General features: G+C 60.3%; 12 protein-coding genes. 4 read left to right on the top strand and 8 right to left on the bottom strand.

The genetic code is table 11. The annotated features are described in order from the left end of the window. The coding region (locus tag ACT3UQ_RS10375; protein ID WP_444637077.1) for an adenosine deaminase family protein at positions 1-492 on the top strand (492 nt) is incomplete at its 5' end. A gap of 70 nt (positions 493-562) precedes the next feature. Here the strand turns inward: ACT3UQ_RS10375 and ACT3UQ_RS10380 are convergent. The 6 genes from ACT3UQ_RS10380 to ACT3UQ_RS10405 all read right to left on the bottom strand — a co-directional run bounded on the left by ACT3UQ_RS10380 (position 563) and on the right by ACT3UQ_RS10405 (position 6,731). Beyond that, on the bottom strand, positions 563-1,369 hold the full coding sequence (locus ACT3UQ_RS10380; RefSeq protein ID WP_217990442.1) for a putative hydro-lyase: 807 nt from the start codon (positions 1,367-1,369) through the stop codon (positions 563-565). A gap of 28 nt (positions 1,370-1,397) precedes the next feature. Next, a complete protein-coding gene (locus tag ACT3UQ_RS10385) occupies positions 1,398-2,615 on the bottom strand; it encodes an NRAMP family divalent metal transporter (RefSeq protein ID WP_105554171.1) in 1,218 nt (405 codons plus the stop codon). A 248-nt stretch (positions 2,616-2,863) separates the two neighbouring features. Beyond that, positions 2,864-2,986, bottom strand: coding sequence for a type B 50S ribosomal protein L36 (gene ykgO / locus ACT3UQ_RS10390; RefSeq protein WP_096289084.1), 123 nt, complete (start codon positions 2,984-2,986; stop codon positions 2,864-2,866). Then, positions 2,983-4,086, bottom strand: coding sequence for a GTP-binding protein (locus ACT3UQ_RS10395; protein WP_444637078.1), 1,104 nt, complete (start codon positions 4,084-4,086; stop codon positions 2,983-2,985). Before ACT3UQ_RS10395 ends, ykgO begins: the two co-directional genes overlap by 4 nt. Before the next feature lie 122 nt (positions 4,087-4,208). After that, positions 4,209-5,879 carry a bifunctional phosphoribosylaminoimidazolecarboxamide formyltransferase/IMP cyclohydrolase gene (purH, locus tag ACT3UQ_RS10400; protein WP_444637079.1) on the bottom strand — a complete coding sequence of 557 codons (1,671 nt, stop codon included), beginning with the start codon at positions 5,877-5,879 and terminating at the stop codon, positions 4,209-4,211. A 102-nt stretch (positions 5,880-5,981) separates the two neighbouring features. Further along, positions 5,982-6,731: a DUF4303 domain-containing protein gene (locus ACT3UQ_RS10405; protein ID WP_176484308.1), complete on the bottom strand. Its 750-nt coding sequence runs from the start codon at positions 6,729-6,731 to the stop codon at positions 5,982-5,984. A 154-nt stretch (positions 6,732-6,885) separates the two neighbouring features. On the opposite strand from ACT3UQ_RS10405, the gene ACT3UQ_RS10410 reads away from it, so the two are divergent. Both ACT3UQ_RS10410 and ACT3UQ_RS10415 read left to right on the top strand, forming a co-directional pair. Then, a complete protein-coding gene (locus tag ACT3UQ_RS10410; RefSeq protein ID WP_105554175.1) occupies positions 6,886-8,223 on the top strand; it encodes an MFS transporter in 1,338 nt (445 codons plus the stop codon). An 83-nt stretch (positions 8,224-8,306) separates the two neighbouring features. Further along, positions 8,307-8,798: a hypothetical protein gene (locus tag ACT3UQ_RS10415; RefSeq protein ID WP_258133664.1), complete on the top strand. Its 492-nt coding sequence runs from the start codon at positions 8,307-8,309 to the stop codon at positions 8,796-8,798. Here ACT3UQ_RS10415 and ACT3UQ_RS10420 read toward each other — a convergent pair. Continuing rightward, entirely contained in the window at positions 8,781-9,695 is a 915-nt protein-coding gene (locus tag ACT3UQ_RS10420) for an N-acetylglucosamine kinase (protein ID WP_444637080.1), read from the bottom strand. The genes ACT3UQ_RS10415 and ACT3UQ_RS10420 overlap by 18 nt on opposite strands. 220 nt (positions 9,696-9,915) lie before the next feature. Between ACT3UQ_RS10420 and ACT3UQ_RS10425 the strand changes: the two genes are divergently transcribed. Further along, positions 9,916-12,936 carry an alpha-mannosidase gene (locus tag ACT3UQ_RS10425; protein WP_444637081.1) on the top strand — a complete coding sequence of 1,007 codons (3,021 nt, stop codon included), beginning with the start codon at positions 9,916-9,918 and terminating at the stop codon, positions 12,934-12,936. A 95-nt stretch (positions 12,937-13,031) separates the two neighbouring features. Here the strand turns inward: ACT3UQ_RS10425 and ACT3UQ_RS10430 are convergent, their stop codons facing one another. Next, entirely contained in the window at positions 13,032-13,550 is a 519-nt protein-coding gene (locus ACT3UQ_RS10430; protein ID WP_105570044.1) for a COG4315 family predicted lipoprotein, read from the bottom strand. Positions 13,551-13,626: the final 76 nt, after the last annotated feature.

Here is a 13,626-nt window from a genome sequence, read left to right on the forward strand (position 1 = left end):
ACTGAGGTCTTCGCTTACGCCCGCGAGCACGGCTTGCATCTGGTGGCCCATGCGGGCGAGGAAGGGCCAGCTGACTATATCCGTCAGGCCTTGGACCTGTTGCGGGTTGAGCGCGTTGATCACGGCATCCGTTGCTTGGAGGACCCTGAGCTCGTGACACGCTTGGTCAATGAACAGATGCCGCTGACGGTATGTCCTTTTTCGAATGTGCGATTGCGTGCAGTGGATACCCTGGCAGATCATCCGTTGCCTCAGATGCTCGAAGCTGGGCTGAAGGTTTCCATCCATTCGGATGATCCTGCCTATTTCGGCGGCTATATGGATGCCAACTTTTCGGCCATCACCGAACAATTCTCCTTGACTGCCTCGCAGCTGGCTACGCTGGCCCGGAATTCCTTTGACGGATCTTTCCTCGAAGCGGGAGAAAAAGCGGCTCGCGTAGCCGAGGTTGATGCGTGGCTCGAATTACAGGCGGACGCGGAGCCGCGTTAATTAGAAGTGCCGCGATTCCTTGGGGATGGAATCGCGGCACTGGACTCAACAGGTACTCGTACTTTGGGGGTTACGGCACCTGATACATCGAGTCCCTGGCATCGGTGATTAACATATGCCCGGGGGCGTGTCCGATAGCCAGCACAGGACGGGATTCCATGACAGCGGCTTGTGGGGTCACGCCGCATGCCCAAAAAATTGGAATGGTTCCGTCCGGAATGGTGAGTGCATCTCCGAAGTCTGGTTTGCCCAGATCCGTGATGCCTATTTCTTCGGGATTGCCCACATGAACCGGGGCTCCGTGTACCGCTGGGTAGCGGGAAGTGATACGCACGGCGTCCGCTACCTGAGAAGCCGGTATTGGACGCATGGAGACGACCATCGGTCCGGAAATACTCCCGGCCGAGGCGCTGCGAATGTTCGTCTTGTACATAGGCACGTTCACACCTTGGTCGATGTGGGCAACGCCTATGCCATTTTCAATCAGGGCCGCTTCGAAGGTGAATGAACACCCCACGATGAAAGTCACCAGATCATCTCGCCAATACTCGCTCAGATCCGTAGGTTCGGCTATTTTCTGGCCGTTTTGGTAGACCGTGTATTTCGGAAGATCGGTGCGAATATCGCCATCGGGCAGTAATTCGTTGCTCGTCTGGCCCGCTTCCAGTACCCCTAGAATCGGGCAAGACTTCGGGTTGCGCTGGGCAAAGAGTAGTACCTCAAAGGCCAGCTCGCGTGGCACGATGATCAGATTCGCTTGGGCATATCCGGCAGCATACCCAGCGGTGGGTACGCTCAGTCCTTGCCGAAAGAGTTTACGGGCTGCTGACGGGGCCATACTGGCACGTTCGTCGCGATGTGGTTCGAGCGGGATCATGAAGTTCTCCTAGATCTCAGACGCGAGCTCAGGCCCACATTTTTGACAGGCCAGTGAGCGACATCCATCCGAGGTAAATGGTCAAGAGCCAAGTCAAGGCGCCAATAATCAACAGCCATGCCGGGTACTTGTAATCGTTCAGCAAGTCTCGGCGGCGCCAAGCCACCCACAACAGGACCGCAAAGCCAACGGGGAGGATCAATCCGTTGAAGGCGCCGGCGAAGATCAGCAAGGTCTGTGGGGCTTGGCCCAGGAATAGGTAGATTGCGGCGCATACGGCGATGAACGCCACGGTGATCAGATTTCGTGTGCGTTCTTTGGTCACCGATTTGGTGACGAAGGAAACCGAGGTGTAGGCGGCTCCGATGACGGAAGTCAACGCGGCGGACCAGAGGATGACGCCGAAGGTGCGTAGTCCAATATCTCCGGCTGCTGCGCCGAAGGCCTCGGCGGCCTTGTTGTCGCTGGTCAAGGCCACGCCACCGGCAACGACGCCGAAGATGGCGAGGAACAGCAATACTCGCATGACACCTGTGACGATGATGCTGACAACCGAGATGCGGCTAACGGCCTTGACATGCTCGACGCCCGAAGTGCCGGAGTCAATCATGCGGTGCGCACCGGCATAAGTAATGTAGCCACCGACGGTGCCGCCGATCAGCGTTGTAATGACCAAGAAATCTATGTTTTCCGGCATCACGGTGTTCTTCAGCGCTTCGCCAACCGGCGGGGCAGCAATGATTGCAACGTAGAGCATCAACAGGATCATGATCGCCCCGAGGAGTACCACGATCCGGTCCAGTGCCATGCCGGCTTTCTTCGATAGGAAGATGAGAATGGCGATTGCCGCTGAAATTGCGCCACCTATTTTTGGGTCAACGCCCATCATCGCGTTCATGCCAAGACCGGTGCCGGCAATATTGCCAATGTTGAAGACCATGCCACCGATAAATACCAGCGCCGCAAGGAACCAGCCGACGCCGGGAAGCACCTTGTTGCCCAATTCCTGGGCGCGCAATCCGGAGACTCCGATAACTCGCCAAACGTTCAGCTGAACTGCGATGTCTACCAAGATCGAAACGACAATCGCGAAGGCGAAGGACGCTCCTAGCTTGACCGTAAATTCCGAGGTCTGGGTGATGAACCCCGGCCCGATTGCGCTTGTTGCCATGAGGAACATGGCGCCCATAAGGGCTGTGCGCCGTGCCCTACTGCTGAGCTGCGGCTGAGTCTCTGAATGTGCCATGGTTCCATCCATTACAGGTTGCGGTGACTGCGGTCACAAGTCTTGGTGACTCACAGAAGAATACAGGTTGTTCAACAATCTGCACAAGAGGTTGTTCAACAATCCTCTTCCCGAATTTCCCAGAGACCGCGGTTGACCTGTAACTGTGTACACAAACAATGGCACAAGAATTCTTAAAATACGACACCTCGCCCCGCGAAAAACACAACTTCAGAGTTTTTGCGAGCCGAGGTGCCGAGCGAGCATGGCTAGCCCTGACGCGCTTTCATCCTTGGATTCTTCTTGTTGATCACAAAGACCCTGCCGCGACGGCGGACCACTTGAGCACCGGGCACCTTCTTCAGTGCTCGGATTGAATTTCTAACCTTCATACGCTTTCACCTCTTCCCCATATATCCGACTCCTCCTGATCTGGCCCAGTTGCACTCGAAGCGCCATGCAGGGCCAGAAGCTGTTCATCGCTTAGTTCGCAGGATTCCAAGAGCGCCCTGACCTCAGCTTCGCAATGCTCCGAGCCGGTCAATTCCAGATGAGTGCAAGCAACGTCGCTTTCCCATGCCCCGGTTGATTCCATCCAGACCCGTGGCCCAGTACCGGTGAGCGCAACACGTACGCCGGGGCAGCTTGCCATCCAGAGCGTCCCGCGAACGCACATGCAGGTTGCGACTACCTCCGGCAGCACCTCGCGGAAACGGTCGGCATCAAGTGGTCGCTCGACTCTGATGAGAATTTTTGAATCTGCGATCTCCGAATCACCCGCGCCATGCGAGAAATGACCGGGGCGAGACCTAAGAAGGGCTTCGTGCTGGTCATAATCACCCAAAACAACTTCGCTTGCGCCTGAATTGAGCGCCGCATGCGGCGCCAATTCCGCGATCAGCCTCGCCCCATGCTCGTATTGCTCACCGGAAGCTTTTAGATGCTCAGCCGATTCGCCAAGAAGCTCTACGCTCACTCCTTCAACGAACATCAGGCTATCGGCCAGCGCGAGTTCACGGATCAGGAACTCCCCTGCGGTTCGCTCATCATTTGGCATGGCATTGAAGCCTGACTCCCACAGGGTCCTTCGATCCCAGAACTGGTCTTCCGTCGCGGCCGGGTCCAGCGCGAGGACCACGTGGTCGATTGTGACCCCACGCCCCGCAAGCTCGGAACGCACTATGTCCAAGACCTGATCACTATGCCAAGTAGCCGGCAGCAGTTGGATCACCACGGCATCTTCGCGCCCAGGTAGCAGGCGCAACAGCGTCGGGAGAATTTCAAAGCGCACAGCGCAGCCTATGCAACCGTGCTCGAGTACGGATTCGGCGCGCTCGGTAGCATTATGCTTTCCTTCAACTCGGCGCAGGACACGATTGCCCTCTAGCAGATCGTGGCCAATAACCAGCGCCTCGGGATATTTCCCAAGCAGTCGACTGACGGCGACATCTCGGCAGTGGACTTCCAAAGATGAGACAAAAATAAGCTTCATAAGGCTCGAGCTTACATGAGAATGATTCTCAATATAAATAACGAATACTTCGTGTTAACCGGCAGCGGGCCGCCAAAATCATCAATGATTGATGATTTGGCGGCCCGCACCGTGGAAAATTCCTAGTGGAAGAAGTGACGCGCTCCGGTGAAGTACATGGTGATGCCAGCAGCGTTTGCCGCGGCGACAACTTCCTCATCACGAACCGAACCACCAGGCTGAACGACAGCCTTAACGCCGGCGTCAAGCAAGATCTGCAGGCCATCGGCGAACGGGAAGAACGCATCCGAGGCGGCAACGGCACCTTCGGAACGTTGCTCGGAAGCGGAGCCGTCAACGTTTTCCGCGCCCCCGGCGGCATCTGCACCGGATTCAACCTTCACGCCAAGGGTATTGGCGCGCTCGACTGCAAGCTTGCACGAGTCGACGCGGTTGACCTGGCCCATGCCGATACCCACGGCTGCACCGTCCTTGGCGATAAGAATTGCGTTCGACTTCGCCGCACGCACCGCACGCCAAGCGAAGGCAAGATCTGCCAGCGTCTTCTCGTCGGCAGCCGGGCCGGCCGCAAGGGTCCAGTTCGCCACGTCGTCACCGGCAGCAGTGATCTTGTCACTGGCCTGCACCAGCATGCCGCCGGAAACCTGACGGAACTCGTTTGCGTTGCGCGCGTAGCCCTCTGGCAATGCCAGCAGGCGGATGTTCTTCTTGGCCGAGAGGATCTCTACTGCTTCTGGCTCGAAGTCCGGTGCGATGACCACCTCGGTGAAGATGCCCTTGACCGTTTCGGCCATTGCTTTGGTCACCGTGCGGTTAGCGGCGATGACACCGCCGAAAGCCGACACCGGATCGGTGGCATGCGCCTTGGCATGGGCCTCGGCGATTGGATTGGCCGCCTCCGGGGAAGCGACCGCAACGCCACAGGGGTTGGCATGCTTGATCACTGCCACCGCGGGCTGCTCAAAATCGAAAGCGGCGCGCAGCGCCGCATCGGCATCCACGTAGTTGTTGTAGCTCATCGGCTTACCGTGCAGCTGGTCCGCCTGAGCAATACCGGCTGGGGCCGCCTCGTCAACGTACAGGGCTGCCTGCTGGTGCGGGTTTTCACCGTAGCGCAGCGCTTCGGCACGCTGCAGGGCTACGCCCGCGTAGGCTGGCCAGTCGATAACACCGTCGCCGTCCTCGTCAAGGAACTGGCTGGCGGTCCAAGAAGCCACTGCGGTGTCGTACGCCGCGGTATGGGCGTAGGCCTTCGCCGCCAGACGCTGACGGGTCTTCAGATCGAAGCCGCCCTCTGCGGCGGCCTCGACGACCTTGGAGTAGAAGGTTGGGTCCACCACGATGGACACCGCTGCGTGGTTCTTCGCAGCCGAGCGGACCATGGCAGGTCCTCCGATATCGATCTGCTCGACAACCTCGTCCTGGCTGGCTCCCGAGGCTACGGTCTGGACGAATGGGTAAAGGTTCACCACGACTAGATCGATCTGCTCGATGTCCATGGCGGACAGGGTGTCCATATGTTCGCCCACGCGACGGTCGGCAAGAATGCCGCCGTGGATGCGCGGGTGCAGGGTTTTCACACGGCCATCGAGCATTTCCGGGGAGCCGGTAACCTGCTCTACCTCGGTGACTGGAATCCCTGCTGCCGCGATCTTCTTGGCGGTGGAACCGGTGGAGACCAACTGCACGCCAGCTTGGTGCAGTCCGGCGGCCAGTTCCTCCAGGCCAGTCTTGTCGTATACGGAAATCAAGGCGCGGCGGATGGCCACACGATCCAAGACGGTCTTACTCACGAAAATGCTCTCCCGGCGGTGAGATGAAAAGGGGCGGGCAACCAATGGTCGCCTTCCCTATTCTAGCGCCGGAAGCAGGCGATTCTTCAGTTCATGTCAGCGCTACTGAACTGGTTGCTCCAGCTGCGGGAAATGCTCGACGAGCTGCTGCGGTGTCAGGCAGAGTTCGAGCAGTTTTTCTGCATGATCGTCGTCGGCAACATAGGCGACCAAGTCGACCTTTGTCCGTTCGTTCAGCTCCTCACGCAATGACTGAGCGACGGCAACGAGGGTGTGATAATAGCGCTTAATTGTGCTCTCCCACCCTTCGCGGGTAGCCAGATCCGTCATCGCATCCGACCAGATTTGGGCGGCCGGGTCTTGGCATAGATCGATAGCGGACCAATGCCAATCGCTCGGTTCCCACTTATCTGAGTAGAAACTGTCGCCATCGTCTTCTTCGAGATCTGCCTCGATGGCGCTCAGGACGGCATCGAGATCTTCGCTGTCCTCGTCCGCGTCGGTCTCATCCGCGGAGTCTTGCAACTCATCCTCGGATTCGGTGACATGCTCAACGCTGAGCTGCCCCTGAACCTCAGCGTCCGAACGATCCTCGTAGTTGTCGTCCTCGTCGAGATCTTCGCCGCGTTCCACCAGTAAGTCCCGAGATTCGCTTTGGCGATCGCGTTCGAGCGCTTCAACAGAATTTAATGCCAGCAGCGGCATTGCGATGTTCTCGCTCTCCGAGGTGCTGACACCATGCAGGGCAATGGCATAGAAGTTCTGTTCCGGGTGTTCGGCAATCACTTCCGCCGCGTGTCGAAGGGCAGCCACCCGTATCGCCTCTTCGAGAGCGGTCCAATCTACTCCCATGACCAGAGAATACTCCCTTCGGGCCTCGCGCAACAGGCCTTGACGAAGCGGTGCAAAAGGCGTAATGAGATGCGCTGAAGCTACAGATTTCGGTATGCTTCGACGCGAAGCGTGCCGCACTTTATGTGGCCGATCCTAGGAAAGGCCAACGACAGTGCCAACTGCCACACTCCCCTCCGGCACGCACATTGTGCAGGAGCTGCCCTTCAAATGGAAGGTGCAAGGCACCATCTTCATCATTGGTGGGCTGGGCTTCATGTTTGATGCCTGGGACGTGACCCTGAACGGTGCGCTCATCCCGTTGGTGGCCGCCGAATGGGGCCTGGACCGCCCCACGGCCGCGTTGCTTGGAACCTCTAACCTGGTGGGCATGGCGCTTGGCGCTTTCCTATGGGGAGGAATCGCGGACAAATACGGTCGCAAAAATGCCTTCTCACTGACCTTGCTGATGTTTTCGATATTCACCGTGCTTGGCGCGCTCTCCCCTAACTTTGGTTTCTTTGTCGCCTTCCGCTTCCTTGCAGGAGTAGGCCTGGGAGGCTGCATTCCGGTGGACTACGCCCTGGTTGGCGAATTCACCCCGGCAAAACTGCGCGGACGGGTGCTCACGGCAATGGATGGCTGGTGGCCCATCGGCGCGGCACTGTCCTTCTTCGTTTCCGGGTGGGTTATGGCCACTGCCGAGAACTGGCGCTTGATTCTCGCGGTGATGATCCTTCCGGCCTTCATGGTGTTTCTGGTGCGTTTGAAAATGCCCGAATCCCCGCTGTTCCTCGCGGCCAAGGGACGCGAGGTCGAAGCCCGACAAGTCATCGATGAATTGGTGCAGCGTACCGGTGCCGCACCTCGGGACTACGTCATCGAGGCGGCCCCATCTGGCAAGGGACCACGCTGGTGGGAGCAGGTCGTGGAGCTGTGGCGCTACTCGGCCAAGCTGACGGCAACCAGCTGGCTGTTGTTCGTCACCGTCTTGCTCGTCTACTACCTGGCACTGACTTGGCTTCCCACCATCTTGACCGAGGCCGGCATGGCGCAGTCCGCCTCGTTTTTCGCCACCGCGGTGATGGCCCTGATGGGTCTGGTCGGTGTGCTGATCGCCGCCTTGCTCGTAGAGCGAGTGGGCCGCAAATGGCTGCTCGGCATCTCCGCACCACTGGCGGGGATCGTGCTGATCGTGGTCGCCGTCAGCCTGGACGCACCGGCCACCGCGGTGGCCTGGATTCTGGTGTTCGGCGTTGTGGTCCAGGTGGCGATACCGGTGTTGTATGCCTACGTCTCCGAGCTGTACCCGACCGAACTGCGCGCCAGTGGCTTCGGCTGGGCCTCAACCATGTCCCGCTTTGCCGCGGGCTTTGGTCCGTTGCTCTTCGCCGCGCTTTGGCCGATCGTCGGACTGCCCTGGCTCTTCGCCGGGGCTACCTTCTTGGTGCTCCTCGCGGTGTTGTTCATGGCCCGCTTCGCCCCGGAGACCCGCGGGCGCGACCTTCGCTAGGGACTGCGCAAGCCAAAGGGAGCACGAATGCTTCGTAGTGGACGAGGCGACTTTTTCCTCGCTTACCGAGGTATTGTGAGCTCATGCCTAGGCTCGGAACTGTGCGGCCGCTCGGCGTCACGCGCCGGGTAGCTTTCCCGCTGATTTTCGCGGGCGCCCTGGCGGGAGCGCTGGCCTCCTGCAGCGCGGACACCCGGCCGGATTCGGCCTGCATGCCGCCGGAATTTTCGCTGTCCCAAGGGACCGCGCAGCGCGGAGATCCGGTGCAAATTTCGGCACCAGATGCGGATTGCGACCCTCGCTACGGACCTCAAGCCCAGGTGGAAATCAGCGTCACCGATGCGCAAGGCATCGAAGTCATCCACACCACCGAACCCATGGGCGATGCCGGGAAGTTCAGCTACACCTTCGAAGTGCCGCAGGACATGGAACTTGGCAAGGCGGCTATCAGCGCCTTTCCGCACGCGGTGGACTGGTGCGATGACACCGGGGTGAACAACCGGATTTACGGCGGGCTGGCTATCGTTCGCGCTTCGTGCAGCATTCCCGTGAAAACCTTAGCGATCATCCGCTAGGCCGGCAAGGAATGCCGCCCCGTGCACCGGGCTTCGGGCCAAGAAGCGAAGGTCCTCGAAACCTTCGGCGGCTAGTGCCGCGCGGAGGCGCTCTTGATAAATGGGCTGGTGCTCGATTACCCCACCGCCGAGCACTATGGGAGCGGAGATTCCCAGCTGGCCGGCGACAACGCATACCTTGGTCACCACAAAGGTGATCGCCTGCTGAAGAATTTCTTCGGCCGCAGCATCCCCCGCCGCAATAGCTTGGAAAACTAGCGGTGCGCACCGGGCCCAGTATTCACGCGAACTTCGCTTGTGGAAGAGCCCAATGAGCTCTTCGGGATTCGCGCACTCGACATGCTCCAGCAACGACGAGGTCAGAGCCGACTCGCGCCGACCTCGGTTGAACTCATCCAGGGCGTGGCGCACCGCCTCTCGGCCAAACCAGTAGCCCGCTGCTTCGTCTCCCAGCAGGTAACCCCATCCCCCGTACCGTGCGGTCTGCCCGGCGGAATTCAGACCCCAAATCGCTGACCCGGTTCCCAGAATGACCGCGATCCCCAGGTCCGATTGCCCGGCGGCCAGGATCAGCCGGGTATCGTGCACCACCCGGACCTCCGCATCCGGAACAAACGGTTCGATGAGCTTGCGCAGCGCCAGGCTATCGGCGTCGGTGTCGATCCCTCCGGCACCTGCAATCACCAAATCAACCTGCGGTTCGCCGAGTTCCGCGAACGCTTCGCGTAGCGCCTGCCGGGCTTCATCCAGGCTGACGTTTTGCACGTTGGCGCTGCCGGTGCGAACCTCTGCAACGATCTGGTCGTCCAGGTAGCGCACCGCGTGCGTTTTTGTTCCACCGATATCGAGCGCGATCAGTCGAAGCGGTGCTGATTCACTTGCGTGCGTCGATTCCATGGTGACCTTTGTCTGCCGTCTCTTCGGGCTCTTACCCGGCTTTAGCTTTTCATCGCGCTTGCCCAATGGCCGAGCAAGCAGCCAAACCACCTGCACAGAACGCGATCTTGCAGAACCGTCCACGTGAGAGCGCGGTGGAGAGCTCAACCATTCCGCTTATTGGATAGTCTAAAAGCAAGCTTACTGTTCTCAAGGAACCCTTGTTCCGAGAAAGGCATTCATGCATGATGACATCTCGCTGACCACCGGACGCGTCAAACGCGTCCTCAATGAACGAATCCTTCCCTCGGTGTATTCGGATTCTGTCCCGCTGGAGGTGTCGTGGCATGAGCTGCCAGGTGAACCGATCCCCGCCGTGGAAGGTATTGCCCTTGACTACACGCCGACCCAGGTCGGCGGCGCGTGGGGTGCCGCTTGGGGTACCACCTGGTTCAGGCTTCGCGGGCAGGTCCCGGAAAGTTGGGCCGGACGCCGCGTGGAGGCGGTCATTGACCTGGGCTTCGATGCCAACATGACCGGGTTCCAGTGCGAAGGGCTGATTTACCGTCCCGACGGGATTACCATCAAGGCGCTGAACCCGCGCAATCAATGGGTTCCGGTCAGCGAGTCAGCCGAAGGCGGTGAACAACTCGAGCTCTTCTTGGAGGCAGCTTCCAATCCGGTGCTCCTGGATTATCACCCGTTCTTGCCCACCGAGCAGGGAGATATCCTTACTTCGTCCCCGCGCAAGCTCTACACCACTCGCCGCATGGATTTAGCGGTCTTCGAACCGGTCGTCCATGATCTGGTCCTCGACCTTGAAGTGCTGCTGGATCTGCAAGCCGAGCTGCCCGACGGTCCACGGCGCATGCAGATTCTGCAGGCGCTGGATAACTCAATGGACGTGCTGGACCTGCAGCGCATCGTTGACACCGCGCAGGCCGCACGCGACCGTCTTTCCCAGGTGCTCGCCGCCCCGGCGGAACACAGCGCCCATCAGATTTCGGCGATCGGCCACTCGCATATCGACTCCGCCTGGTTGTGGCCACTGCGCGAAACCATCCGTAAGGTCTCACGCACCTGTTCCTCCATGGTGGAACTGCTGGATTACGATGATGAGTTCCTCTACGGAATGTCCAGCGCTCAACAATACGCCTGGCTGAAGGAACACCGCCCCGAAGTGTGGGACCGTGTGAAAAAGGCGGTGGCCGACGGCCGTTTCCTCCCCCTAGGGGGCATGTGGGTCGAATCGGACACGGTGATGCCTTCCGGGGAGTCGCTGGTCCGTCAATTCCTCTATGGACAGAAGTTCTTCCGCGACGAATTCGGGATCACCTCGGCCGGAGTGTGGCTTCCGGATTCCTTCGGCTACTCCCCCGCGCTGCCGCAGCTGATGCGCCGGGCAGGCTTTGAATGGTTCTTCACCCAAAAGATCTCCTGGAACCAGCAGAATAAATTCCCGCACCACTCGTTCTTGTGGGAGGGAATCGACGGATCGCGAATATTCAGCCACTTCCCCTCCATGGATACCTACAACTCGCAGCTTTCCGGCGAGGAAGTCGCCAAGGCTTCCCGACAATTCCGCGAGTCACGGCTGACCAACAATTCGATCGCCCCGGTGGGCTGGGGCGACGGTGGCGGCGGAACCACGCGCGAGATGACCGGCAAGGCACGCCGCCTGGCAAACCTTGAAGGCAGCGCCACGGTGAAGTGGGAACATCCCAACGACTTCTTCGACCGCGCCCAGCAGGAGTTGCCAAGCCCGCCGGTCTGGGTGGGCGAACTCTATCTTGAGCTTCACCGCGCCACGCTCACCAGCCAGCACCAGACCAAACAGGGGAACCGGCGCACCGAGCAGCTGCTGGTAGAAGCCGAACTATGGGCGGCCACCGCCGCCATCTATGCCGGCGCCGAATACCCCTACGAGCGGATCGACGCGCTATGGCAGACGGTATTGCTGCACCAGTTCCACGACATCCTTCCGGGTACCTCGATCGCCTGGGTGCACCGCGAGGTGGTGGCCCGGTACGGGCAGGTCATCGAGGAAGCAGAAGCGCTCATTGGCGCAGCGCAGCAAACGCTCGCCGGAACGGGCACGACGTCGCTGACCTTCAACGGCGCAGCCTTTGCCCGTGCGGGCATACCCTTCGGGGCCGCCGGCGAAATTTGCGCAGCCGAACACGAGGCGGTGCAGATCGCCGAGCATGAGGGCGGATACCTGCTGGAGAACGCTCTGGTGCGGATTTTCGTCACCGCCGAGGGTCTGGTGAGCTCCGCAATCGATGTGGCTACCGGCCGGGAAACCATCGCTCCGGGGCAGGTGGCGAACCTATTGCAGCTGCATCAGGACTTCCCGAATATGTGGGATGCCTGGGACGTGGACAAGTACTACCGCAATCAGGTCACCGACCTGCGCGCGGTGGACTCGATGGAGCTTTCCCGTGAAGCGGATGGAAGCGTGACGCTGGAAATTCTGCGCAGCTTCTCGAATTCCAAGATCGAACAACAGCTCGTTCTAGCTCCTGGCTCCCGGACCCTGCAGATCAAGCAGAGCACCGACTGGCATGAGGCGGAGAAGTTCCTCAAGGTCTCCTTCCCGCTGGATATTCGTGCGGAGCATACGATCGCTGAGACGCAGTTCGGCTACCACCAACGAGTCACCCACGTGAACACCAGTTGGGAGGCTGCAAAGTTTGAAACCTCCATGCACCGCTTCGTGCTCGCGCAGGAGCCCGGCTTCGGTGCGGCACTGATCAACGATTCCATCTATGGCTTCGATGTCACCCGCGACTCCACCGAGGCCGGCATCTCCACCACCTTGCGCTTGTCGCTCTTGCGCGCTCCGCGGTTCCCGGACCCGGAAACCGACCAGGGGCGCCAGACCCACCGCTACGGTTTGGTCATCGGTGCGGATATCGCCTCGGCGACCGAGGCCGGAGCCTTGCTGAACAGCGCCGAGCGGGTCATCCAGGGTGCCACGCCGGTGGCTCCGCTGGTCACCCTCGACGGCGAAGGACTGGTGGTTTCCAGCGTGAAGCTTGCCTCCGATCGCTCCGGCGACCTGGTGGTTCGGGTCTACGAGTCGCTGGGACGGCGAGCGCGCGGCAGCTTGAAAATCAACGCAAAAATCGCGGCGGCGAGTACCGTGAGCCTGCTGGAAGATGCGCTCCCCGAGGACGGCCCCGAGGTGGCAGACGCTGAGGTGCGCCTTGCCTTGGGCGCCTTCGAGGTGCGCACGGTTCGCTTCGGCTTGGCCAGCTAGCCGGCGACAGGCAAGGGACACCTGGTCCACGCGCTGACTCGTATGGACCAGGCGCCCCTTGCCGCTCCGTGAGGCGACCGCAGTATCCGGCGCCGCTACTGGATCATCGTCCCGTCGGGTGCGACCGCGTACCAGACTTCGTTAACCCCTTGGCCGGCAACATCACCCGCTTTGCTGTCATTGATGAAGGTGTACAGCGGCATTCCGTTGAGCGTCAGATGCATTTCGCCCTCGGGGCTGGTGATAGTTCCAACTTCGCCGGTGACTCCTTCCAGGGTCGGGGTGTCGCTGGTGGTTGTGGCGATTGGCCAATTGGCCAGGCACTCGCCGGTGCAGGCGCTGGTCGTGGTGCCGGCCGTGTCGTTGGTGAAGTAGTACAGGGTCATGCCGTTCGCGTCCACCACGACATCACCCAAACTCGTGGAAGCAACGCCCAAATCAACGCCCGCGGCGGTGTCCATCGGCGCTTCGGAGGTGCTCTTCGGCCCGCCGTACATGCCGCCACCGCTGTCGTCGCCGCTGCCCGCGCCGCCACCGCAACCGGCAAGCAGCAAGGCCGCGCCAAATAACACCGCGGCGGGAGCAGCAAATTTCCTGCGGCTGATCGTATTCATGATGCATTCCTTTCATCGGACGGGCTGAGCGGTCTGGCCCCGGCCAAGACCGAATCCACGCGAGGCCATTGAGCAG

This window comes from Glutamicibacter sp. AOP12-B1-11 (assembly GCF_052379245.1).
In the GTDB taxonomy this organism is placed as follows: domain Bacteria; phylum Actinomycetota; class Actinomycetes; order Actinomycetales; family Micrococcaceae; genus Glutamicibacter.